Genomic DNA, 22965 nt, shown 5'->3' with positions numbered 1-22965 from the left:
GGGATCCGCAAACCGCGCACGGGCGCCGCAGGCACCTTTGGCCCAATTTAGTTAGTGCGCGATCTATTCGTGTACGATTCACGACATGACCCTCGCCGAAGCCACGCCCCCGGAGGGCGACATGCTCGCCCTGGACCGTCAGGTCTGCTTCGCGCTCGCCGTCGCGAACCGTGCGGTGCTCTCGGTGTACCGCCCCCTGCTCGAACCGATGGGCCTGACGCACCCCCAGTACCTCGTGATGCTGGCCCTCTGGGGCGAGGCTCCGATGTCGGTGAAGGCCATCGGCACGGCCCTGCAGCTCGACTCCCCGACGCTGTCCCCGCTGCTCAAGCGACTGGAGGCGTCGGGCCTGATCACCCGCACCCGCAGCGCTGACGACGAACGTCAGCTGGTCGTCGACCTCACCGACGCCGGCCGCGCACTGCGCACCCAGGCCGAGCGCATCCCCGGAGCTGTCGTCGCCCGCCTCGGCGTCGGGCTGCCCGAACTCGAGGAACTGCACCGCGTCCTCACCAACATCAACCGCGCAGCACTCCAGGCAGGAGCACTGAACTCATGAGCAAGACCCGCCCCAACCCCGTGCAGTGGATCGCGTACGCGTGCGGCGCGAAGCTGCCCGAGTCGATGAACGACTGGGTGCTCAACGACATCACCGGCGACCACTACGTGGTCCGGCACCTGATCCGGGCGATGGTGCCGTTCCTGCCGCTGTTCGTGATCTTCATGCTGTTCCCGGGGCCGCTGTGGCTGCGCGGCTCGATGGTGCTGCTCGGCGTGCTGCTCGCGTTGTTCTACTCGGTGGTCTACATCCACCAGAACCGGGCGCGACGACTGCAGAAGAACGGCCTGCCCATGGAACTCGACAACCCGAGGCGCAAGGCCGCCCAGGCCGCCAAGGAGAACTCCTACAGCGACACCTGGCGCTGACGCCCGCGGTCCGCCCTGCGAAGGGCCGGTCGCGCGAAAGCGGGGTGTCCGCGCCCAAAACTTCATAGACTGCTGCATCTGGTGATTTCGAAAGTCTCACACTGTCGAAAGGATCCACATGCGTCTACTGAAGGCCGCAGCCGCTGCCGCCGCCCTGGTCGCCGTGCCCGCCATCCTCGCGGCACCCCCCGCTCAGGCGTTGACGCCCCAGACCGTATTCGGGACGCTGACCTGCAAGAAGGGCCCGCAGAACTCGGCCCCGACGGCCGCGTGGGTGCAGAGCGAGAACGGAGAATCCGGTTGGGCGAAGATCAGCGACGCATCCGGGTCCACCTGGCTGAAGACCTACCGGTACACGGCCAATGACGCCGGCCGGTTCAGGCTCGTCGTCGCCTGCGGCGGAAACGACCCGCAGAAGAAGAAAGGCGTCGTGACCGCCTGGATGAACCCGGGCAGGCACAACGTGACCGCGACCTTCTCCTGACACCCACCGGCCGGGCCCGGCAGTCGACGGGCCGACGGGCGTCCGTGGGCGGGGGGCTCAGGCGCCCGTCTCGACCGGTCGACCCGAGGAGATCCAGGCGTCGGTGCCGCCCGCGACGTTGACGGCGTTGATGCCCGCGGCACCGAGGAACGACGCCGCCTGCGCACTGCGGCCGCCCATCGCGCAGATCACGAAAACGGATGGCGCCGAAGGGATCTCGCTGTAACGAGCGGCGAACTCGCTGAGCGGGATCAGGGTCACGCCCGGCACGTGGGCCTGCGCGTACTCGTCCGCCTCGCGGACGTCGATCACCGGGGCACCGTCGGCCAGCGCCTGCTCGAGCGCGGCCAGATCCACCTGCTGCATGGGTTCCTCTTCTCGTCGGTTGCTCCGATCATACCCAAGGGGGTATAGAGAGCGTCCCGCTCGGTGGCACAGAGCCGGTGCCCGGTTCGCTGTTGCCCAGCCACGGTCCTAGCATCAAGACCATGAGCATCGCCTTCGTTCAGTCCACCTGGCACCGGTCCATCGTCGACCGCGCACGGGACGCCTTCGTGGCCCACTGGCGCGAGCTCGGGCACGATCCCGCCGAGATCGAGTTCTTCGAGACCCCCGGCGCCTTCGAGATCCCGCTGCACGCGCTGCGGCTCGCCCGCACCGGCCGCTTCGACGCGATCGTCGCCGCCGGCCTGGTCGTCGACGGCGGAATCTACCGGCACGAGTTCGTCGCGTCCGCCGTCATCGACGGCCTGATGCGGGTGCAGCTCGACACCGACGTGCCGGTGTTCTCGGCCGTCCTCACCCCGCACCACTTCCACGAGCACGCCGACCACGCCGACTTCTTCACCGCACACTTCGACAAGAAGGGTGCCGAGGTGGCCGACGCCTGCTCCGGCACCCTGGCCTCGCTCGCCACGATCAAGTAGCCGCCCCCGAACGTTCCCCAATGTCACATCGGGTACCCCCGGGTTCCCCAATGTGACATTGGGGAACAAGGGCACGGGTGTCGGTGGCCGGTGCAATACTCCGGATCGAGCGGTCGAGGAAGTTCCCGCTCGATCCCGGAATTCCCGGAACTCCCCACCGACGCGATGAAGGAGCACTGTGCCCGAAACCGAGAAGAAGATCCTGTACGTCGACCTGGACAACACGCTGGTCGACTTCCCGTCCGGCATCAACCGCGCCCACCCCGAAATGCGGGCCAGGCACGACGGCGACTTCGACGAGATTCCCGGCATCTTCGCCACCATGGACCCGCTGCCCGGCGCGATCGAGGCGTACACCGAGCTGGCCGGGCACTTCGACACCTACATCCTGTCCACCGCGCCCTGGGCAAATGCCTCCGCCTGGCACGACAAGGTGCTGTGGGTGCAGCGGCACTTCGGTTTCGGCCCAGACTCCGTCGCCTACAAGCGGCTGATCCTCTCGCACCACAAGAACCTCAACCGCGGCGACTTCCTGGTCGACGACCGGACGGCCAACGGGGCCGGCGAGTTCGAGGGCGAACTGGTCGCGTTCGGTTCGCCCGCCTTCCCAGACTGGGCCGCCGTCACGAAGTACCTCCTCGACCGGAAGTGACTGCGCCGCCGACATTCGGTCAGTCCAGCAGCATCGGTCAGGCGGGCAGGCCGCCCAGGAACTCGATCATCGCCGCGTTCACCTGGGCCGGCTTCTCCATCTGCACGAAGTGCCCGGCGCCCGGGATCACGTGGGTGGACACCAGCCCGGGCACCAGCTTCCGCATGGCGGCGAACGGGTCCCGGCCCATCATCTCGAGCACCGGATCCTTCTCCCCCGCGATGAAGGTGACCGGCACCTCCACCGGACGCTCGTGCAGCGCCTCGTTCTGCGCCCACACCGCATCCTCGGCGCGGTACCAGTTGAGTCCACCGGTGAACCCGGTGCGCTCGAATTCCGCCACGTAGTAGCCGAACTCGTCCTCGTCCAGCCAGTTCCACGGCAGCGCGGGCGGCTCCGGCAGCACGTCCAGGTAGCCGTTGCCCTCCGACGGGAACTCCCAGCAGTCGAGGTACCGGTTCGCGCCGCTGAGTGCGTGGAAGAGCTTGGCCAGGAACTCCCGGGTGTTCTCGCCCAGCTCCCGGTCCGCGACGCCACGCTCCTGGAAGTAGTGCACGTGCGCAAAGTGCTGGGACGCCAGGTACCGGAATCCGACGCTCGGCTGCACGGGCAGTCGCGGGGTGCGCGGGACGCTGAGCTGCATCAGCGCTGACACCCGGCCGGGCGCCCACGCGGGCAGGTCCCACACCAGGTGGGCCCCGAAGTCGTGCCCCGCGAACACCGCCTGCTCGAGGCCCAGCACGTCTAGCAGGCCGACCATGTCCGCGACGGTGTTCGCCCGGTCGTAGGCCGCGACGTCCGACGGTGCCGAGGTGCGCCCGTAGCCGCGCATGTCCGGGGCGATCACCCGGTACCCCGCCGCCGCCAACGCGTCGAGCTGGTGACGCCAGCTGAACCACAGCCCCGGGAATCCGTGGCAGAGCACCACCGGCCTGCCCTCGCCGCGCTCGGCGACGTGCATCTCGATCCCGTTCACCGGCAGGATCCGGTGCGTCACTTCGGCCTTCACGTGCCGCTCCGGACCGGGACGGCGTGCTCGACCGAGCGGGCGAGCTCGGCTCGAAGGGACAGGGGCAGCAGCACCCCGGCACCGAGGGTGCCGAAGCGTCGGTGGATCGTGTCGCCGGTCAAGGGAAACCTGTTCGGAAGAGGGCGGTTGGGGTCTCGCGACGGTACCCAATCTCCCTGAGGATGCGCGGCCGAACGACGCACTTCGCCCACCCTGCGGCTAGCTCAGCAACCGGGACCTGATCTCGTTCTTGAGCACCTTGCCGACCTTGGAACGGGGCAGGTCCGACCAGACCTCCACCTGCTTGGGCGTTTTCACGCCGCCGATGCGTACCCTGACGAAGGCGATCAGCTCCGCCGACGACACCGCGCGCCCGGCCTGCGGCTGCACCACCGCCACCACCCGCTCGCCCCACTTGTCGTCGGGAAGTCCCACCACCCCGCAGTCCTGGACGTCGGGGTGCTCCATCAGCGCCTGCTCGACTTCCACCGAGTAGACGTTGAACCCGCCGGTGATGATCATGTCCTTGGCGCGGTCGACGATGTACAGGTAGTTGTCCTCGTCCAGGTATCCGATGTCGCCGGTGTGGTGCCAGCCGTGCATCGAGGCCTCCGCGGTGGCCGCCGGGTTCTTGTAGTAGCCAGCCATCACCAGCGAACTGCGGACCACCACCTCACCCCGCTCGCCGACCGGCAGCAGTCGGCCCGCCGCATCCATGATCGCGACGGTCACCAACGGCGAGGGACGCCCGGCGGACGACAGTCGATTCCGGGCGATCGACCCGTCCGCGAGGAAGTGGTCCTCGGGCGGCATCGTCGAGATCATCATCGGCGCCTCGCTCTGCCCGAAGAGTTGCGCCATCACCGGCCCCAACTTGCCGATGGCCTCCTCGAGCCGAGCGGGTGAGATCGGCGCTGCGCCGTACCAGAAGCATTGCAGCGACGAAAGATCCGTCGACGACAGGCCCGGCTGTTCGAGCAGCATGTAGATCAATGTGGGCGGCAGGAAGGTGTGCGTGACCCGGTGCCGCGCGACGAGGACGAGGAACTCGCCGAGGTCCGGCCTCGGCATGATCACCACCTCGCCACCGAGCGCCAGGATGGGCAGGCTGAGGACCCCGGCCGCGTGGGTCAGCGGCGCCAGGGCCAGGTACACGGGCCGGCCTTCGAACGGATAACCCATCAGCATCAGCGCGGTCATCGTCTCGATGTTCCGGGTGGTGAGCATGACGCCCTTGGGCTTCCCGGTGGTTCCGCCGGTGCCGACGAGCATCACGACGTCGTCCGCGGGAACCGAGACGGGGGTGTCGAGCCCCACCGGTGGCGGGTCCGCGGGCCCCAGCCACCGTCCGAGCGACGGCACGTCCGCTCCGTCCCGGTCCAGGCACACCAGCGTGGTCAGCTTCGGCAGGTCGTCGCGGATCCGCTCGACGAGCGGTTCGAACGCGGACTGGTAGATCAGGCACTCGCAGTCGAAAAGCTCCAGCAGGTCCCGGTTCTCGGGCGCCTCGTTGCGGGGGTTGACCGGACACCACACCCCGCCGGCCCGCGCGATTCCGAACCCGCAGGTGAACGCGATCGGGTCGTTCGCCGACAGGATCGCCACCTTCGCTCCGGGCCCGACGGACCGGGTCAGGGCCGCGGCGATCCGGCCACTGAGCTCCCGCACCTCCCGATACGACATCGACTCCGATCCCATCGTGAGACAGGGGGCAGAGTCGCCGAGGCTCGCCCCCTTGTCGAGGTAGTCGCTCAACCGCATGACCATCGGTTCGTCAACCCTGCACGGTGACAACGGGTTCCATGATGAGGCCGAAACTCCTCAACACCCCGAGGAGCTCTCGGTGACCGAAGGCCTGGCACGCCGACGCCAGCCCGACGCGCCGCGGAGGCTGCTGCAGCAGGCGATACGCGGAGTAGGCCTGCAGCAGGCCCGTCTGCTTGTAGTTGCAGTTCCCGTGGATCACGCAGTGCGCCCGGCCCAACGGTCCGGACGCGTACACCGAGTCCAGCGAGGAGTTCACCCGCGGGTTCTCCCGCGGCGGCATGCCGGCCTGCACGGACCCGGCGATCTTGGCGAGTGCGGCCTCCTGCTGGTCCAGCGGCAGCGTCTTGATCTGTTCCTCGACCACCTTCTGGGTCTGCACGACGCCCTCCATCACGGTCCGGTCGAAGACCCCGCCGACGGCCCGGCAGTTCGCCACCCGCGGGTCGTCCTTGAACCACACCGGGTGCGAGGTTCCGCCCCAAGGCAGGGCGAGACCGGTCTGGTGCTGGCCTGGGACCACCACCTCGAAGGCACTGCCGGTCGCCCACTGCACGTACTGGTTCTGCTCGAGGTAGTACCAGTCGGCCTTGAGGATCGTGAAGATGGTCTGCATCGACGCGTAGGTGGGAAATCCCTTCCACAGCACCAGGATGTCGAGTGTGTCCAGGCCCGGGTTCTCCAGGCAGATGTTCGCCGCGATCTCCCCGGTGGTGTACATCTGCGCGACCCCAGGCGAGAGCAGCAGACCCTTGCCCGCGTAGCCGGCGCCGAACTCCGCCTGGGCGGCCAGCACCCAGTCCTGCTCGCCGGTGGTGTCCGTGTAGTGACATCCCGCGGCCAGGGCGGCCTCCACCACCGTCGACCCGAGTTTAATGAAGGGACCGACCATGTTGCTGACAACCCTTGCGCCGGTGAACAACTCGGTCAATGCCTCCACCGTGTGCTCGACCTCCACCACCTCGTGGTCGACTGTCTCGATGCCCGGCACCGCGTCGACCACGGCCTGCACGCGGTCGCGGTCGCGTCCGGCGGCGACGAACGGGACGTTGAACTCGCGTAGGTACTCGCACACCAGCCTGCCGGTGTAGCCGGAGACACCGTAGACCACAACAGGTTTGGTACTCATGTCGGTGCTGCCTTCCTGCCCTCGGGGCGAGGGCCGACGCGCTACATGCCCATGCCACCGTCCACCGGGAGCCCGACGCCCGTCACGAATCGGGCCGCGTCCGACGCCAGGAACACCACCGCGTCGGCCATGTCCGCCACCTCACCGAGCCGTCCGAGCGGGGTCAGTCCGATCACGTCACCGACCGCGGCTTCCGCGGACGGCCACAGCCCGAGCCTCGCCATGTCCGCGGCGAGCCCCAGCCCCATCTCGGTGGCGACCAGCCCGGGAAAGACGCAGTTCACCCGCACGCCGTAGCCGAGCTTGCCGGACTCCTGCGCCGCGACCCGGGTCAACCGGTCAACCGCCGACTTGGTCGCCGAGTACGCGGCGATACCGGGGAACGGGATGGTCGCCGCCACCGACGACACGTTGACGATGACGCCGCCGGCCCCGGCCGCGCCGCCGGGACGCATGGCGCGCAGGCCGTGCTTCATGCCCAGCGCGACGCCGACGATGTTCACCTCGCACATGCGCCGGATGTCGTCGGGGTCCAGGTCGACCACCAGCGAGGAGATCTCGACGCCGGCGTTGTTGACCAGGACGTCCAGGCCGCCCAGCTCTGCCACGGTCGCGGCCACCGCCGCCTGCCAGGAGTCCTCGCGGGTCACGTCGAGCGCGACGAAACCGGACCGCGCCCCGGAGCGGCCGATGGCGTCCGCGGTCTCCCGGCCGGCCTCGGCGAGGACGTCGCCGATCATCACCGCAGCACCTGCCCGCGCGAGCGCCTCCGCCATACCGGCGCCCAACCCCCTGGCACCGCCGGTGACCAGGGCCGTACGGCCGTTCAGATCAAAGACACTCATGCGACTGCCTCCACCGATGTGGTGTGGATCATACCGCGGGAGGCAGGGCGCTCGCCCGGCTCAGCCGAGCCGCGGCTCCAGCCAGGCGGCCACGTCGTCGAGCACCTTCTGCTGCTCGGGCTCGTTGAACACCTCGTGGAACAGCCCCGCGTACTCGTGGTAGGTCAGGTCCTGCGACCCCGCCGTCGCGGCGATCATCCGGCTCCCGTTCACGTTCACCAGCCCGTCCTCGCCGCCGTGCAGCAGCAGCAACGGAATCCGGAGACCCGGCAGCCGTGCGGGCAGCGACTCGGCGTTGACCACCAGGCCGCGCGCGATGCCGGCCGGAACCTTGCCGTGGTGCACCAGCGGGTCGGCGTTGTAGCGGGCCACCACGTCGGCGTCCCGGGAGACCAGGTTCGGGTCGAGCGCCTGCACCGGCAACGACGGGGCGATCCGCCCGACGATCTTGCCCAGCGCGACCACCACCGCGGGCGTCCCGCTGGTCACGTCCACCGCCGGGCCGGACAGGATGAGGCCGGTCAGCTGGTCCTGGTGCTCGAGCGCGTAGGACAGCGCGATCGCGCCGCCCATGCTGTGGCCGAGCAGGTAGCGGTCCAGGCCCGGACGTTCCTCGGCGACGATTCCGAACAGCCGCTCCAGGTCGTCGGTGAAGTCCGACCAGGCCTTGAGCTCCACCCGCTTGCCGCCGGAGCGCCCGTGCCCGCGATGGTCGAGTGCGTACACGACCAGGCCCAGGTCGTCGACGAGCCGCGCGATGACGTGGTCGTAGCGGCGGGCATGCTCACCGAAGCCGTGTGCAAGCACCAGCGCCGCACGCGGCGGACCCTCCGGGGTCCACACGTCGTAGACGATCCGGGTGCCGTAGTTGCCAGTGAAGGAGGACTCTGTGTGCGCCACGGCCCGAGCATAGGCCGAAGAACCGGCCGCACAGGTCGACAACGCCGGGCCGCGTCGCGTCGCTGTCGTGGCAGACTCGTGAAGACGTCGCGATTCCCGCCTGAGGAGGCGCCATGTCCGAACCGACTGCCCCCGCCTGGCCTGCACTGCGGGTCGCGGACTGGACCGAGACCCGCGAGACGCTGCACATGTGGATGCAGATCGTCGGCAAGATCCGGCTGTCGCTGGCGCCCCTGGTCAATCACTGGTGGCAGGTCACGCTGTACGTGACCCCGCGCGGCCTGACCACCTCGACCATCCCCTACGGGACCCGGGTCTTCGACATCGAGTTCGACTTCCGAGCGCACCGGCTGCGCATCGTCACCAGCGACGGCGGCGCGGAGGAAGTCGCGCTCGAGCCGCAGTCGGTGGCCGAGTTCCACGCCAAGGTCGGGCGGGCCCTCGACCGCCTTGGGATCGAGGTGACCACCCAGGCCACCCCGAACGAGGTCGACCCCGCGATCCCCTTCGCCGAGGACCGCACCCACTGCGCCTACGACGCGACGGCCGCAAATCTGTTCTGGCGGCAACTCGTGCAGGCCGACCGCGTCCTGCACGAGTTCAGGTCCCACTTCGTCGGCAAGGTCTCTCCCGTCCACTTCTTCTGGGGCGCCATGGATCTCGCGTGCACCCGGTTCTCAGGCCGGACCGCGCCCACCCACCCCGGCGGCGCGCCCAACTGCGGCGACTGGGTCATGGTCGAGGGCTACTCACACGAGTTGAGCAGCTGCGGGTTCTGGCCGGGTGGCGGCGAGGAGGGCGCGTTCTACGCGTACGCCTATCCCGAGCCGAAGGGGTTCGACGCCTTCCCGATCGGAGCGCCGGACGCTTTCTACAGCAACGAGTTCCGGCAGTTCCTGCTCCCCTACGAGGCGGTCCGCACCGCGAACGATCCCGACGCCGTGCTGCTCGACTTTCTGCAGGGCACCTACCGTGCGGCCGCCGAGCTCGGCGGCTGGGACCGCTCCGCACTCGAGTGCGACCCCGACCGGTGGGCCGCGCGCCGCCAGGGCGTGTCCTAGTCGTCGATGTCGTAGACCACCGAGACCGACACCGTCAGCTCCTGGCTGCCCGGCTCGACCGGTGTCGACGGCACCCGGTCGGTCAGCGCCCCGGCCTGCGGGTACGGGCCCGGAGTGCCCGCGGGCACCTCGGTGATCGACCGGACGTCGCCGAGGCGCACCCCGGCCGCCTCGGCGATCTGCCCGGCCTGGTCCTCGGCCTGCTGCACAGCCCGGGCGCGGGCCTGCGCCCGCAGCTCGCTGTCGTCGGCGATGGAGAAGGAGGTCTGCTGCACCCGGATCGCGTCGCCCGAGGCGCCTGCCGCCGCGTCGATCAACCCGCCCGCCTTGCTCACGTCACGCACGGTCGCCGTCACCTGGTTGGTCACCTGGTACCCGGTGATCGCCGAGCCGCCGGGCGCGAAGACCGGCTGCACGGACAGGTTGGAGGTCTGGATGTCCGCCGCCTCCACGCCCTTGCCCTTCAGCGTGTCGATCAGGTCGGTCGCGCGCTGGGCGTTCTCGGCGAGGGCGACGTTGGCCTCGGCGCCCTGGGTCTGGACGCCGACGACCACGGTGACGGTGTCGGGGGTGCCGGTCACCTTCCCCGTGCCCTGGGTGCTGATCCCGGGGGGCGCGGAGTCGCCGGACCCGCCGTCGCTGCCGCTGGTACACCCGGTGGCCAGCAGTGCCACGGCGGCGGCGGTCAGGGCAAGGGCAGCGGTCGATCGTCGTGTCGTCGGCACAACCCCACTATGACCCATCGACGTCCGCCCGTGCGCCCGAAATTGCCGGAACGCCCGTTCCCCGCCGCACCGTCCACGCGAGCGCCGCGGCGAGCAGCAGCGTGGTCGCCGCGAACGCGATCGCGAGGTTCTCCGCGGTGAAGACCGCCGCACCGGGCTCGGCGCCGGACTGCACCACCGACACCGGGGAGCTGAGCACGGACGAGATCTGTTGCTGCTGAGCGGCGTTACGCACCGGGATGGCGTCGACACCCTTGGTCAGCTGGTCGCCGAGCTGCGCGGACACGCTCTTGAGCTGGCCGACACCGGCCAGGATCTGGTCCTTGGTGCTGCCCAGCATCTCGGGAGCCTGCGCGGCGATCGGCCCGATGCCGTCCTGCAACTGGAGACCGGCGCTGGTGAGCTGCGCGGACACCGCCTCCAACTGGCCGAAGCCGCTGCGCACCGCGTCGCCGAGGTCGGTGTCCGGCCCGACCCCCTCGCCGAGCAGCGCGGTGACGGAGTTCAACTGGGCGGACAGCGCCCCGAGGTCGGCGGAGGTCTGTTCCAGCGCGCCGACGGCCCTGCCCACCTCGACGCCCGACGCCCGCAGGACGGCCTCGGCACCGGGGGCGCGCAGCACGGCGACCGCCTCGCCGAGGCCTTCCTGCAGCCGTGCCGTCCCGCGGGTGACGTCGCCGATGCTCAGCCCGAGCGCGGTCAGCCGGTCGGACAGCTCCCCGGCGGGGCCGCTCGCCCCGTCGACCATCCCGGCGACCTGGCCCGCCACGTCCACCAACTGGTTCGCCCCGTCGTTCGCGGTCGCCAGGTACGGCAGCACCGAGTCCACCCCGGCCAGCAGCTCCTGCGCCTGCTTGTCCGCCGCACCAGTTGCGGCGGTGAGCAGTTGGGCCGGCAGCAGGGTCTGCTGCAGCTGCCCGCGCGCCGACGCGACACCGGCGAGCAGGTCCTTGATGCCGCGGGCGCCGGTCTGCTCCGAGACGGTGGTCATCAGGGCGGTGATGGCCGCGTCGTCGGCCGCGGTACCAGCCCGGTTGCGGTGCACGGCGAGCTCGGCCTGCCGGGGATCGGTGCCGCCCTGGCTGGTCACGGCCTCGGAGAAGTCCGCCGGGACCGTCACCGACGCCAAGTACCTCCGGTCCGCGGCGGTGTCGGCGTCCACCACCTCCCAGTCGAAGTCGTCGGCCTCCTGCAGCGCCGCGACCACCTGGTCGCCCGCCCGCACCGGCTTGCCCGCGGCGCTGGCCCCGGCGTCCTCGTTCACGATGGCGACCAGCCGCGACGGGGTGTCCGACCGGGTCCAGAAGTAGGCGCCCACACCGCCGCCCAGCAGGGCCGCGGTCAGCAGGAGGGCGGTCCACCGCCGTCTGTTTCGGGGCGGATTCGCATGTGTGGCAACCATAGCTGCGACGCTACGGGCGGATTGTGGCGTGTCCCTTGCGTGTGTCTGAGGATTCTCTGAGGTCCTCGATCCGGCATGCACCCGCCACCCGTCTTCCGCGAGGCCACCGTGCGGTACGGGGCGATCGGTCAGGCGCCGGCCGGGTGCGGAGAGTCGTCCGCCGACGGTGCCCCGACCACGGGCAGTGACGGCAGGCGGGTCGCCCGGGCGCGGAACCGGCGACGCAGCCACCAGCTGGCGGCGACCACGGCCGCGACCGCCAGCAGCACGGTGGTACCGCCGCCGAGCGCGTGTTCGACCCTCTCGTACGAGTTCCCCGCGAAGTAGCCGAGGAGCACGTTCCCGGTGCCGAACACCACGGCCGCGACCGAGTTGAAGGCCAGGAAGCGCCGGTACGGCATCTCGCTGAGCCCGGCGAGCGGGGGCATCACCGTCCGCACGTACGCCACGAAGCGACCCAGGAACACCGCCGGGCCGCCGTGCCGCGTGAGCAACGCCTGCGCACCGTCGAGGCGGGCGCCGAGGAACGGGACCCGCAACACCCGCGGACCCAGCCGCCGGCCGAGTCCGAATCCGACGGTGTCGCCGAGGATCGCGGCGACGATCACGAGGGCGATCATCAGCCACAGGTTCGCGTCGGTCTGGCTGGCGATCACGCCGCCCATGATCGCGGCGGTCTCGCCGGGGACGAGGAACCCCAGCAGCAGCGCATCCTCGGTGAAGACGAACGCGGCTACGACGGCGTACCCGACGATCACGTCGAGGGTCTGTAGTCGCTCCAGCAGTTCGCCCATGGTGCGCTCCGCGTCAGTCCGCGTCCGGGAGGGGTGGGCCCGGCCTGGCGAATCCCGCTCCGGCCAGGTCGAATCCGTCGCGCAGCAACTGCTCGAACCGGGCCACCCCCTCGCCCGGCTGCCACGCCCGATACGCGGTGTGCACGACGGCGAAGGCCGAGTTCAGCACCAACGCGAGATGGAAGGCGTCGAGGTCGGTGCCCGCGGTCCGGCACCCGGCCCACTCCCGGACGAAGGTCCGGAACGGCTCGCTGGCCGACCACACCGACTCGAGTGTGGGCGGGGATGCCCCGATGATGTTCTTGCGCAGCAACAGTTTCGGCTCGTCGCGGCCGACGCAGCCGACGATGATCTCCCGCAACGAGTCCCACAGGGGCTCGTCGGCGGGCCTCGCGGCAGCCCGGCACCGCCAGTGCGCCTGATCCTCGGGGTCGGGGTCGAGCAGCAACGACTCCTTGGAGTCGAAGTAGTTGAACAGGGTGCTCTTCGAGACGTTCGCGGCGGCCGCGATCTCCTCGACACACACCGCGTCGTACCCGCGGGCGCAGACGAGTTCGACCGCCGCGGCGCGCAGTGCGCGCCACGTCTCGAGCTTCTTCGCCGCGCGGAGCCCGGCTGGCTGGGTCACGGTTCCAGCGTAGGCCCAATGTTGGACTCGGTACAAGTTTGGGCCGGGTTCGGTGGGCGCCTGTGGAATAGATCACCCTCGCCAGACCGTTCCCGGGTCATGACCCATACCGTCGTTGCCCCCGAGTTCGGAGGACCCGAGGTCCTCACCGTGATCGACGAGCAGGTACCGCCGCCCGGCCCCGGCCAGGTCCAGGTCGAGGTGCGCGCGGCGGGCGTCAACCCCGCCGACTACAAGATGTACAACGGCGCCTTCGGCACCGATCCCCGCAGCCTTCCGGTGCGTCCGGGCATCGAGGTGTCCGGCGTGGTGGTCGCGGTCGGCGACGACGGCCCGTTCCGTATCGGCGACGAGGTGATTGCCTACACCGGCACCGGCGGCTACACCGAGCGGCTGAATGTCGCCGCCACGGACGTCCTCGCCAAACCCTCCGCACTGTCCTGGGAGCAGGCCGCCGGCCTGCTGACCACCGGCGGCACCGCCGTCGACGCGTTGACCACCACCGCCGTGACAGCCGGTGACACCGTCCTGATCCACGGCGCGTCCGGCGGCGTGGGATCGCTGGCCGTGCAACTCGCCGTCGCGCGGGGTGCCACCGTGATCGGCACCGCCCGGGCGTCGAACCACTCCTACCTGCGCGAGCTCGGCGCCGTCCCGGTCGAGTACGGCGACGGCCTGGCGGACCGGCTGCGAGCGGCCGCACCGGACGGATTCGACGCGGCCGTCGACACCGTCGGCACCGACGAGGCCGTCGACGCCTCATTGGAACTGGTCGCGGACCGTGGCCGGATCGTCACCATCGCCGCGTTCGGCCGGGCGGAGCAGGACGGGTTCCCCGCGATCGGCGGCGGCACCCCGGAAAGCGCCCGGATCCGGCGGGAGGCCCGCGCGGGCCTGGTGGATCTGGCCGGGCAGGGGAAGCTCGTAGTCCAGGTCGCGAAGACCTTCCCGCTCGCCGACGCCGCGCGGGCGCACACCGAGCTGGCGGCGCCGCACCCCCGCGGGAAGTTCGTCCTGCTGCCCTGACCCCTGCCCCTACCCGCCGTCGACGAATCCGCCACCCACTGTTCACCGTCACGTTGTCGACCGGACGTCCGGCCCTGCCAACCTCGTAGACATGTACAGCCAAGTTATCGAGAAGAGGGCGATCGCCGTGTCGGTCGTCGACGGCGACCTGAGGCTGACGGTCGACGGCGCCGTGGTCGAGGTCGCCGCGGTGTGGCTCCGCGACGCCTGCACCGGCGCCGCGAGCCGCGACGCCGTCAGCGGTCAGCGACTGTTCAACATCGTCGACCTGCCCGCAGACCTCCGGGTCCGCGAGGCCCGCGTCCACGGCGACCGCGTCGAGGTCGAGTTCGCACCCGACGGTCACCAGTCCACCTTCGGCCTCGACGCGCTGATCGCAGCGGAATCACCCGAGCCGCTTTCCGACTCGCGCACCGAGCACGGAAAGCGGTTGTGGCGGCAGGCATCCGAGATGTCGCCGCTCCGGTCGTACGACTGGGCAGGGTACGTCACCGACCCGGCCCCGGCACTGCACGACGTGGTCGAGCGCGGATTCGCGTTGCTGCGCGGGGTGCCCACCGAGCCGGGGCAGGTCACGAAGGTGGCCGAGACGTTCGGCTTCGTCCGGGAAACCAACTACGGCAGGCTCTTCGACGTGCGGGTGGAGGAGAACGCGGTGAACCTCGCGTTCACCGGCCTCGCGATCAGTCCGCACACCGACAACCCGTACCGCGACCCGGTGCCGACGCTCCAGCTCCTGCACTGCCTGCACAACGCGTCCGTCGGCGGTGAGTCCGGTCTCGTCGACGGTTTCGCGGCCGCGGCGACGCTGCGCGAGCGCAACTTTCGCGCCTTCGAGATCCTCACCCGCACCGCGGTCACCTACCGCTTCGACTCCCCCGACGCCCACCTGAGCGCGGTGACGCCCCTGATCTCCCTCGACGAGTCCGGCCGCATCCGCGAGATCCGTTTCAACAACCGGTCGATGGTGGTGCCGCGCCTGCATCCCGACCTGGCGCGCGAGTTCTACCGCGCCTACCGCGAGTTCGCCGAACTATTGTACGCGCCCGAGGCCCAGCTCAACTTCCACCTCGGCGACGGCGACTGCCTGCTCTTCGACAACACCCGACTGCTGCACGCGCGCACCGCCTTTGCCGCCGCCGGCGGCCGCCACCTCCAGGGCACCTACGCGGACCTGGACGGACTACTGAGCACCCTGCAGACCTTCCAGGAGACCCGATGACCAACGCCTACGACGCCCTGTCCACGCTGTTCGCCGGGGAGGGCGGGCAGGAGTACCTCGGCGAGCAGGTGTCCATGGCCCAGCACATGCTCCAGACCGGGCGGGCCGCCCGCGCGGCGGGCGCCCCCGCCGAGCTGGTGGTGGCGGCGGTGCTGCACGACGTCGGCCACTTCTCCGGCGCGATCAGCGGCCGGGACCTCATGTCGGGCAACGACAACCACCACGACGCCGTCGCCGCCGAGTGGCTGTCCACGTGGTTCGACGAGGCGGTGACCGAGCCGGTGCGGCTGCACGTGGCGGCCAAGCGCTACCTGTGCGCGACCGACCCCAGCTACTACGACAAGCTGTCCGACGCCTCGAAGTTCACCATGGCGGTGCAGGGCGGAGTCATGGGCGCGGCGGAGGTCGCCGCCTTCGCCGCCGAGCCCTATGCCCAGCAAGCGTGCCGGCTGCGCCGGTTCGACGACCTGGGCAAGGACCCCGACGCGCCCGCGGTCACCCTCGCGGACTTCCGCGGCGACATCGACGGGCTGGACCGGACCCTCAGTCCCCGGTCCGCGCGCTGACCCGGCTGGTCGCCCCGGCGGCCAGTGAGTTGCGGACCACAAACGCCACGGCCTCGCCGGCGTACAGGTCGATCGAGCACTCGAGGACCTCGCCGACCGGGTCGGTGGTCCGCCGGACCGTCCGCAGCAACGGCGCCCCGGGAGCGAGGTCGAGCAACTCGGCCTCCCGGGGCGTCGCCGCGACGGCGTCGATGGCATGTTCGGCGTCGGCGAAGACGATGCCGTGGTCCGCCAGTCGGTCGGTGATCGACTCGACGTCCAGGTCGATCACGGAGATCAACGACGCGAGCGACTCCGGGTAGTAGGTGCTCTCCAGCATCGTCGGCACCGCCCCCAAAAGCCGGACACGTTCGACGTGAAAGACGTTGGTGCCCTTCTCGACCCCCAGCTTCTCCGCCACCATGCCGGACGCGGGCGCCAGCGTGGCGCCCAACGTCCGGCTGCTCGGCGTCTCGCCGAGACCCCGCGCCCACCGGGAGAAGCTGACCAGCTCGGTCATCGACTGCACCTTCGGGCCGCTCCGCACCTGCCGCCGGGCGCCGCGGCGCGAGGACACCACCCCGGTGGAGCGCAGGAAGGCGAAGGCCTGCCGGATGGTCCCGCGGGAGACGCCGTACCTCGCCGTCAGCTCGTTCTCCGACGGCATCGTCGCCCCGTCGGCGAAGTCGCCGCGTTCGATCGCGGTCTGGATGTCCGCGGCAATCGACCGGTAGAGCGGCAGATCGCTTGCTCCCGCACTCATCTCACTACCGTACCGACCGGGCGGCTCATGCCAGCAGCACCGGGCGGTCGAGCAGGGACACGTGGACGCGGACGCCGGGCGTCAGCGCCCCACCCCGGTGGCTGGCGACGTCGGCGAGCAACTCCGCCCCGTCCGGCCGGGCCAGCCGCAGCCGCGTCGACGCGCCGTAGAAGGTCGCGGCCGTGACGACTGTGTCGCCGTCGACGCCCTCGCGCACCAGCACCGCCTCGGGGCGCGCCAGCACGGTCACCGGACCGGTCCCGGGCCACTCGCCGTCGCAGGCCAGGGTCTGCTCGCCCACCCGGACGGTGCCGCGGTCCACGGCGACCGCCGGGATGTGGTTCATCGTGCCGACGAACTCGGCGACGAACGGCGTCGCCGGGCGGCGGTACACCTCGCTAGGGGGCGCGCACTGTTCGAGCCTGCCGGCCCGCATCACCGCAACCCGGTCCGCGATCGCGAGGGCCTCCTCCTGGTCGTGGGTGACCAGCAGGGTGGTCACGCCCAGGTCCAGCTGGATCCGGCGGATCTCCTCCCGCAGCTGGTACCGGACCTTGGCGTCGAGCGCCGAGAGCGGCTCGTCGAGCAGCAGGACGCGGGGGGCGATCGCCAGCGCCCGCGCCAACGCCACCCGCTGCTGCTGTCCGCCGGAGAGCTGGTGCGGGAACTTGGCGACGTGGTCGGCGAGGCCGACCAGGTCCAGCAGCTCCCGCGCCCGGGCGAGCCGACCGCGCCCGCGCTCGCTGCGACCGCGCAGGCGCAGCCCGAACGCGACGTTGTCCTGGGCGCTCATGGTGGGGAACAGGCTGTAGGACTGGAAGACCATCCCCATGTCGCGCCGGTTGGCGGGCAGGCCCGCCGCGTCGGCGCCGCCTACCAGCACCTGCCCGCTGTCCGGCTGGTCGAAACCGGCGAGGATGCGCAGGGCGGTGGTCTTGCCGCACCCGGACGGCCCGAGCAGCGCCACCAGCTCGCCCGGGGCGACGTCGAGGTCCAGCCCGTCCAGTGCGTTGACGGCGCCGAAGGTGCGGCGGACGCCGACGAAGCTGACAGCCGTGCCCTCGTTCTCGATTCGGACGCTCGGATTCGTCATGGCTTTGCCTTTCGTGTTCGGCCGGCGACCGCCACCACGATCAGCAGCAGTGCCCAGGTGAATGCCAGGCTGAGCAGGGCCAGGGCGACCTGCAGCTGGCCGTCGGTGGCGCCGGACTGGGCGAGCCACACCGGGAAGGTCGGGAAGATCAGGATTTTCGCGATCGTGTACTCGCCCATCACCAACGCGAAGGCGAGGAAGCCCGCGTTGAGCAGCGAGGTCCGCAGGGCCGGGAGCACGACGCGCCACAGCACCGTCGGCCAGCAGGCACCCAGGTTCAGCGCCGCCTCGACCAGGACCGTCACCTTCGAGCCGCGCAGTCCGGCGTCGAGGCTGCGGTAGGTGAACGGCAGGGCGATCACCACGTACATCAACGCCAGCACCAGGGGCAGGGACTTGTCCTGCAACGCGGTGAACACGGCGGAGACCTCGACGAACTCGCTGCCGTTGCCCCAGCCGAGCACGCCGCGGACGCCGACGACGAGGGCCACCGGCGGAATCACCAGCGGCAGCAGCGAGAACACCTCGACGTAGGGACGCGCCCGCGGCAGCCGCAGGTGCACCAGCAGCATCGTCGGCACCATCAACGCCAAAGTGATTGCCACCGAGATCAATCCGAGCAGCAACGAACTCGTCATCGAGTCCACGAAGCCGGCCGCAGAGAAGATGCGGGTGTACGCCGCCAGGGTCGGTCCGTCGACCCCGTCCACGGTGAACCAGAAGGCCACCAGGACCGGGCCGAGGAAGTACAGCCCGGCCAGCCCGAGGACCACCCCGCGCCAGTAGCGCACCGGCGGCCCCTCCCGCCGGGTCCGGCCCCGGGGCCGCGGCGGCGCCGTGGTGGGCGCCGGCGGCGCAACGCTCGGCGTCGCCGGCGCGTCGATCACTGCAACCATCGCGAACTCCTCCGCTGCATCAGTTGGTAGAGCAGGGTCAGCGGGACCACCACCACGATCATGGACAGGGCCAGGGCCGCCCCCAGGTTCTCCTGCCCGGCAAGGACATTCCCCGACAGCGCGCCGTCGATCCGCAGCGGTGTGATCGCCAGCGTGCCGTTGGTGAGCGCCTCCGCGGTCGCGTACGACGAGAAGGCGGTGCAGAACAGCAGCGCGATGCTGCCGAGGAAGTGCGGCAGCAGCGCCGGTCCCGCGACGTGGCGCCAGTACTGCCAGCCGCGCGCGCCGAGACCGTCGGCCGCCTCCCGCCACTCGGGGCGCAGGCCCTCCAGCGCCGGGGTGATGACGAGGACCATGAGCGGGATCAGGAAGTACAGGTAGACGAACTGGACCCCACCACGCGAGTACAGGTCCAACCCCAGGTCGTCGCGGAGGGAGAGTCCCAGTCGCTCCTGCACGAAGACGGTGAGCACGCCGGCGTTGCCGATCGCCGCGACGAAGAGGAAGGCCAGCGGCAGCCCACCGAAGTTCGCGAGCACCGCGGCGCTGGTGGAGACCAGCCGCGGCAGCAGACCGCCCCGACTGGTGGCCACCGCGTACGCGAGCACCACCCCGAGCACGGCCGCGATCACCGCACACACCAGCGACATCGTCGCGCTGTTCCACAACGCGTCCAGGTACGCACCGCTGAGCGCGGCGGACATGTTCGCGCCGCCGAACGTGCTGGCGCCGCCCTCACCCCGCACCCGGAACGCCGAGTACGCGATGACCGCGGTGGGCAACAGGAAGAAGACGCTCACGTAGCCGAAGAACGGCACCAGCCCGAACCAGCTCCACGGCAGGCCCGCGCGGCGCGCGGCAGTCCCGGATCGCACTACTTGACCGTGCTCGCCCATGTCTGCGTCAGGGTGTCCTTCGCCGCGGTTGCCTGTGCATCCGTGGGGAATTCGGCCTTGACGTTGACCGCGGGCAGGTGCTCGGCGAGTGCCGGGTCGACGGTGCCCGCGGCCTGCATCGCCGGCAGGCGCGCCGGGCGTGCGTATCCCGCGAGGTAACCGTTCTGGCCCTCGTCGCTGTAGAGGTATTCCTGCCACAGGCGAGCGGCGGCCGGGTGCGGCGCGGTCGCGCTGATCGCCTGCGCGTAGTACGAGCCGATCGTCGCGTCGCCCGAGACGGCGACGGTCCAGCGCATCCCGGCGTTCGCGAGGTCCTTGGTCTTCGCCGCGTTCAGGTAGTCCCAGTCGACGACGATGGGCGTCTCGCCCGACGCGATCGTGGCCGCGGTCGCCTTGACGGGGACGTAGTTTCCGCTGGCCTTGAGCTTGCCGAAGTAGTCGATGCCGGGCGCGATGTCGTCGACCGAACCCCCGTTGGCCAGGGCCGCGGACCAGACGGACATCAGGGCGGAGTTGCTCTTGAGGGGATCACCGGTCAGCGCGACCTTGCCCCGGTACTCGGGCTTGGCCAGGTCCGCGAACGAAGCCGGGCACACTGCCACCTTCGCGGCGTCGCAGCCGATCGAGATGTAGCCGCCGTAGTCCGCGTACCAGGTACCGTCGGGCGACTTCTGCGACTCGGGGATGCCGTCCCAGGTCGCCACCTTGTACGGCGCGTAGAGACCCTCCTGGGCGCCGCTGATGGCGAACGCGGTACCGACGTCGACCGCGTCGGGCGCGCGGTCCTGACCCTTCAGGGACTTGATCGCGTTGACCTCGTCGGCGCTGCTGGCCTCCGGGTTGTCGACGGTCACCGTGATGCCGTACTTGGCGCCGAAGTTGTCGATGAGGTCGCCGTAGCCTGCCCAGTCACGGGGCAGCGCAATGAGATTCAGTGACCCCTCGGCCTTCGCTGCGGCGACCAGCGCGTCCATGCCGCCGGCGTCGGCGACCGACGTGGCGGTGGCCGCGGCGGCGGGCGACGCGGTCGCGTCGGCCTTCTTGGTGCAGGCGCTCGAGCCGAGGACCACGGCCCCCGCGACGAGAATGATGCCCGCGTTGCGAATCGATGTTCTGCGCACTTGTCCGACTCCAGGTGAGAATGCTCATCCGCTGCGGCCGAGCGGCCGAGCAGGTCAGACTCTGCGCGGACAAGTTGTATAGCCAAGAGACCGATCGCGACGGTCAGGTGAACGCAACCTGAATGCCTTGGGTCGGCGCCGTCGTCGACGGTCCGTTCAGTCCGCCAGGTACCGGGCGAGTGACTGCGCGACGCACACCGGCTTGTCCTGTGCGTCGCACTCGACGGTGAGGCCGAGCGCCACCTGGACCCCGCCGGGGACCTCCTCGACGGACAGCACCCGGCCGTGTCCGCGCACCCGCGCACCGGCGGGCACCGGCGCCGGGAACCGTACTTTGTCCAGCCCGTAGTTGACCGCGGCCCGAACACCCCGCACCGCGATGAGGTCCTCGAGGAACACCGACACCAGGGACAGGGTCAGGTAGCCGTGCGCGATCGGCCCTCCGAACGGTCCTGCCGCGGCCCGGACTGGGTCCACGTGGATCCACTGACGGTCCTCCGTGCACTCTCCGAACGCGTCGATCCGATCCTGGCTGATCGTCGTCCACCCGCTCGTTCCGAGGTCGGCCCCCGCCGCGCCGCGCAGCTCGTCGATCGAGCCGAACACTGCCATCACACACCACCCGCCAGCGTGAGCCCACCGTCGACGACCAGGGTCTGTCCGGTGATCCAACCCGCGTCCCGGGAAGCCAGGAAGGCGACCGCAGAGGCGACATCCTCGGGCTCACCCAGGCGGCCGAGGGGATACCGCGCCACAACCTCGTCCTCCCGGCCTTCGAACAGGGCGCCGGCGAACTTGGTGCGGACCACGGCCGGCGCGACGGCGTTGACACGAATGGCCGGGCCGTTCTCCGCAGCCAACTGCGCGGTCAACGCGATGACCGCGGCCTTGCTCACGCCGTACACACCGATGCCGGATGCCGGCCGGACCCCCGCGACGGACGCGACGTTGACCACCACTCCGGGAGCCCCGCTCCAGTGGTCCCGAAGCCGCCGGCTCCAGTTGAGTGCACCGAGGACGTTGACCTCGAAGATCTTTCGCGCCTTTCCGAGATCCGCGTCCAGGGTGGACCCGGCAATCGGGTTGATGCCGGTGTTGTTCACCAGCACATCGATCCGACCGAACCGCTCGACGGTCCGGTCGACCACGTCCTGCTGGTGATCCTCGTCATCCGCATGACCGGCGACGGCAAGCGCCACGGCCGGGCCGCCGAGTCGTTCGACCGCCTCGTCGAGTGCCTCCTGCCGGCGGGCCGTGACGACCACCCGTGCACCCTCGGCGACCAGGCGTTCCGCCACCGCGAGGCCGATGCCACGGCTCGCACCGGTGACGATCGCGACCTGGCCGTCGAACCTACCGAGTCCGCACCGCGTGTCCTGAACCGTCATATCGAGATGCCTCCGTCCACCGGCACCACGGCGCCGGTGATGTACCCGGCCTCGGTCGACGCGAGAAAGGCGACGGCCGAAGCGATCTCGGCCGGATCGGCAAACCGGCCCAGCGGGACCTGCGCGGCCAGTTCGGCGCGCTTGTCGTGCGGGATCGAGGCGATCATGCGGGTTTCCGCGTTGGGCGAGATGGCGTTGACTGTGACGCCGAATCCCGCGAGCTCCTTCGCCGCGGTCTTGGTGAATCCGATGATCCCGGCCTTCGCCATCGCGTAGTTCGACTGACCGACATTGCCTCGCAGCCCGGTGTACGAGGTGACGTTGACGACCCGGCCGTACTGCTGCGCCCGGAAGTGCGGTGTGCATGCCCTGGTGAGGCGGAAGGTGCCACCAGCGTGCACGGCCATCACCTGCTCGTAGTCGTCGTCGGTGAGCCTCCACAGCATCCGGTCCCGCAAGATGCCGGCATTGTTGACCAGCACGTCGATCCGACCCGTCTCGGCGACGACCGTGTCGACAACCGACTGCACCGATCCGGTGTCGCTGACGTCGGCCGCGATGCCGCGGCAGCCCAGTTCGGAGGTCGCCTCGTCGAGTGCCGCAGCGTCGAAGTCGACCAGGAATACGTCGGCACCGACGTTCACGAAGAGCCGCCCCACCTCGAGGCCGATTCCGCGGGCCGCGCCGGTCACGATCACCGTCTGCCCGGTGAAGTCGAAGGTGGTATTGGATTTCACTGCGCCAGCAGCCGTTTCAGTCCGATTCATTG

At 70.3% G+C, this 22965-nt stretch carries 28 protein-coding genes; 9 read left to right on the top strand and 19 right to left on the bottom strand.

The window, feature by feature from the left end; genetic code table 11:
* Positions 1-85 precede the first annotated feature (85 nt).
* The 3 genes from AC1DWC_RS00980 (at position 86) to AC1DWC_RS00970 (ending at position 1411) form a co-directional block, all read left to right on the top strand.
* Positions 86-559, top strand: a complete 474-nt coding sequence (locus tag AC1DWC_RS00980; protein WP_477905344.1) for a MarR family winged helix-turn-helix transcriptional regulator — start codon at positions 86-88, stop codon at positions 557-559.
* Positions 556-927: a DUF5313 family protein gene (locus tag AC1DWC_RS00975; protein ID WP_477905341.1), complete on the top strand. Its 372-nt coding sequence runs from the start codon at positions 556-558 to the stop codon at positions 925-927. The genes AC1DWC_RS00980 and AC1DWC_RS00975 overlap by 4 nt, the downstream gene beginning before the upstream one ends.
* A 118-nt stretch (positions 928-1045) precedes the next feature.
* Positions 1046-1411, top strand: coding sequence for a hypothetical protein (locus AC1DWC_RS00970; RefSeq protein ID WP_477905339.1), 366 nt, complete (start codon positions 1046-1048; stop codon positions 1409-1411).
* Positions 1412-1468: 57 nt separating this feature from the next.
* Here AC1DWC_RS00970 and AC1DWC_RS00965 read toward each other — a convergent pair whose 3' ends face one another.
* The gene (locus AC1DWC_RS00965) at positions 1469-1777 is read right to left on the bottom strand and encodes a rhodanese-like domain-containing protein (RefSeq protein WP_477905337.1); all 309 of its coding nucleotides are present in this window, start codon (positions 1775-1777) and stop codon (positions 1469-1471) included.
* A 122-nt stretch (positions 1778-1899) separates the two neighbouring features.
* Between AC1DWC_RS00965 and AC1DWC_RS00960 the strand changes: the two genes are divergently transcribed.
* Both AC1DWC_RS00960 and AC1DWC_RS00955 read left to right on the top strand, forming a co-directional pair.
* Positions 1900-2337 carry a 6,7-dimethyl-8-ribityllumazine synthase gene (locus AC1DWC_RS00960; protein ID WP_072843379.1) on the top strand — a complete coding sequence of 146 codons (438 nt, stop codon included), beginning with the start codon at positions 1900-1902 and terminating at the stop codon, positions 2335-2337.
* A gap of 178 nt (positions 2338-2515) precedes the next feature.
* A complete protein-coding gene (locus tag AC1DWC_RS00955; RefSeq protein ID WP_477905335.1) occupies positions 2516-2989 on the top strand; it encodes a 5' nucleotidase, NT5C type in 474 nt (157 codons plus the stop codon).
* A 37-nt stretch (positions 2990-3026) separates the two neighbouring features.
* Here the strand turns inward: AC1DWC_RS00955 and AC1DWC_RS00950 are convergent, their stop codons facing one another.
* The 6 genes from AC1DWC_RS00950 to AC1DWC_RS00925 all read right to left on the bottom strand — a co-directional run bounded on the left by AC1DWC_RS00950 (position 3027) and on the right by AC1DWC_RS00925 (position 8636).
* Positions 3027-3950 carry an alpha/beta fold hydrolase gene (locus AC1DWC_RS00950; RefSeq protein WP_477905429.1) on the bottom strand — a complete coding sequence of 308 codons (924 nt, stop codon included), beginning with the start codon at positions 3948-3950 and terminating at the stop codon, positions 3027-3029.
* 44 nt (positions 3951-3994) lie between these two features.
* Positions 3995-4120, bottom strand: a complete 126-nt coding sequence (locus tag AC1DWC_RS00945) for a hypothetical protein (RefSeq protein WP_477641481.1) — start codon at positions 4118-4120, stop codon at positions 3995-3997.
* Between the two features lie 97 nt (positions 4121-4217).
* Positions 4218-5759 carry an acyl-CoA synthetase gene (locus tag AC1DWC_RS00940; protein ID WP_477905333.1) on the bottom strand — a complete coding sequence of 514 codons (1542 nt, stop codon included), beginning with the start codon at positions 5757-5759 and terminating at the stop codon, positions 4218-4220.
* A gap of 13 nt (positions 5760-5772) precedes the next feature.
* Complete coding sequence (locus tag AC1DWC_RS00935; RefSeq protein WP_477905331.1) at positions 5773-6891, bottom strand: DUF5938 domain-containing protein; 1119 nt, start codon at positions 6889-6891, stop codon at positions 5773-5775.
* 41 nt (positions 6892-6932) lie between these two features.
* Positions 6933-7736, bottom strand: coding sequence for an SDR family NAD(P)-dependent oxidoreductase (locus tag AC1DWC_RS00930; RefSeq protein WP_072843382.1), 804 nt, complete (start codon positions 7734-7736; stop codon positions 6933-6935).
* Between the two features lie 60 nt (positions 7737-7796).
* Complete coding sequence (locus tag AC1DWC_RS00925) at positions 7797-8636, bottom strand: lysophospholipase (protein ID WP_477905328.1); 840 nt, start codon at positions 8634-8636, stop codon at positions 7797-7799.
* Between the two features lie 113 nt (positions 8637-8749).
* Here AC1DWC_RS00925 and AC1DWC_RS00920 point away from each other — a divergent pair, with 113 nt between their 5' ends.
* The gene (locus AC1DWC_RS00920; RefSeq protein WP_477905326.1) at positions 8750-9697 is read left to right on the top strand and encodes a DUF5996 family protein; all 948 of its coding nucleotides are present in this window, start codon (positions 8750-8752) and stop codon (positions 9695-9697) included.
* On the opposite strand, the gene AC1DWC_RS00915 is transcribed toward AC1DWC_RS00920, so the two are convergent.
* From AC1DWC_RS00915 to AC1DWC_RS00900, 4 genes are all read right to left on the bottom strand, one after another.
* The gene (locus AC1DWC_RS00915) at positions 9694-10422 is read right to left on the bottom strand and encodes an SIMPL domain-containing protein (RefSeq protein WP_477905324.1); all 729 of its coding nucleotides are present in this window, start codon (positions 10420-10422) and stop codon (positions 9694-9696) included. The genes AC1DWC_RS00920 and AC1DWC_RS00915 overlap by 4 nt on opposite strands.
* Positions 10423-10429: 7 nt before the next feature.
* Positions 10430-11824, bottom strand: coding sequence for a YhgE/Pip domain-containing protein (locus AC1DWC_RS00910; protein ID WP_477905322.1), 1395 nt, complete (start codon positions 11822-11824; stop codon positions 10430-10432).
* A gap of 128 nt (positions 11825-11952) precedes the next feature.
* On the bottom strand, positions 11953-12618 hold the full coding sequence (locus AC1DWC_RS00905; RefSeq protein WP_477841779.1) for a DedA family protein: 666 nt from the start codon (positions 12616-12618) through the stop codon (positions 11953-11955).
* 13 nt (positions 12619-12631) lie between these two features.
* Positions 12632-13246 carry a TetR/AcrR family transcriptional regulator gene (locus tag AC1DWC_RS00900; RefSeq protein ID WP_477905320.1) on the bottom strand — a complete coding sequence of 205 codons (615 nt, stop codon included), beginning with the start codon at positions 13244-13246 and terminating at the stop codon, positions 12632-12634.
* Positions 13247-13345: 99 nt separating this feature from the next.
* Between AC1DWC_RS00900 and AC1DWC_RS00895 the strand changes: the two genes are divergently transcribed.
* From AC1DWC_RS00895 to AC1DWC_RS00885, 3 genes are all read left to right on the top strand, one after another.
* The gene (locus AC1DWC_RS00895; protein ID WP_477905318.1) at positions 13346-14272 is read left to right on the top strand and encodes an NADP-dependent oxidoreductase; all 927 of its coding nucleotides are present in this window, start codon (positions 13346-13348) and stop codon (positions 14270-14272) included.
* Between the two features lie 91 nt (positions 14273-14363).
* Positions 14364-15494, top strand: coding sequence for a TauD/TfdA family dioxygenase (locus AC1DWC_RS00890; RefSeq protein WP_477905315.1), 1131 nt, complete (start codon positions 14364-14366; stop codon positions 15492-15494).
* A complete protein-coding gene (locus AC1DWC_RS00885; protein ID WP_477905313.1) occupies positions 15491-16060 on the top strand; it encodes an HD domain-containing protein in 570 nt (189 codons plus the stop codon). The genes AC1DWC_RS00890 and AC1DWC_RS00885 overlap by 4 nt, the downstream gene beginning before the upstream one ends.
* Here the strand turns inward: AC1DWC_RS00885 and AC1DWC_RS00880 are convergent.
* From AC1DWC_RS00880 to AC1DWC_RS00845, 8 genes are all read right to left on the bottom strand, one after another.
* Positions 16038-16802, bottom strand: coding sequence for a GntR family transcriptional regulator (locus AC1DWC_RS00880; RefSeq protein WP_477905309.1), 765 nt, complete (start codon positions 16800-16802; stop codon positions 16038-16040). The two genes, AC1DWC_RS00885 and AC1DWC_RS00880, sit on opposite strands and share 23 nt — an antisense overlap.
* Positions 16803-16827: 25 nt before the next feature.
* Complete coding sequence (locus tag AC1DWC_RS00875; protein WP_477905307.1) at positions 16828-17895, bottom strand: ABC transporter ATP-binding protein; 1068 nt, start codon at positions 17893-17895, stop codon at positions 16828-16830.
* Positions 17892-18791, bottom strand: coding sequence for an ABC transporter permease (locus AC1DWC_RS00870; protein WP_477905305.1), 900 nt, complete (start codon positions 18789-18791; stop codon positions 17892-17894). Before AC1DWC_RS00870 ends, AC1DWC_RS00875 begins: the two co-directional genes overlap by 4 nt.
* Positions 18779-19666 (bottom strand): ABC transporter permease, encoded by an 888-nt coding sequence (locus tag AC1DWC_RS00865; RefSeq protein ID WP_477905303.1) that lies wholly within the window; start codon positions 19664-19666, stop codon positions 18779-18781. The genes AC1DWC_RS00870 and AC1DWC_RS00865 overlap by 13 nt, the downstream gene beginning before the upstream one ends.
* Positions 19666-20808, bottom strand: a complete 1143-nt coding sequence (locus tag AC1DWC_RS00860; RefSeq protein ID WP_477905302.1) for an ABC transporter substrate-binding protein — start codon at positions 20806-20808, stop codon at positions 19666-19668. The genes AC1DWC_RS00865 and AC1DWC_RS00860 overlap by 1 nt, the downstream gene beginning before the upstream one ends.
* Positions 20809-20964: 156 nt before the next feature.
* Complete coding sequence (locus AC1DWC_RS00855) at positions 20965-21420, bottom strand: MaoC family dehydratase (protein ID WP_477905300.1); 456 nt, start codon at positions 21418-21420, stop codon at positions 20965-20967.
* Positions 21420-22196 carry an SDR family oxidoreductase gene (locus AC1DWC_RS00850; RefSeq protein ID WP_477905298.1) on the bottom strand — a complete coding sequence of 259 codons (777 nt, stop codon included), beginning with the start codon at positions 22194-22196 and terminating at the stop codon, positions 21420-21422. Before AC1DWC_RS00850 ends, AC1DWC_RS00855 begins: the two co-directional genes overlap by 1 nt.
* On the bottom strand, positions 22193-22963 hold the full coding sequence (locus AC1DWC_RS00845) for an SDR family NAD(P)-dependent oxidoreductase (RefSeq protein ID WP_477905296.1): 771 nt from the start codon (positions 22961-22963) through the stop codon (positions 22193-22195). Before AC1DWC_RS00845 ends, AC1DWC_RS00850 begins: the two co-directional genes overlap by 4 nt.
* Between the last annotated feature and the right edge of the window lie 2 nt (positions 22964-22965).

The organism is Rhodococcus sp. P4_C10 (assembly GCF_056402135.1).
This window is presented reverse-complemented; position numbering and strand designations above follow the sequence as displayed.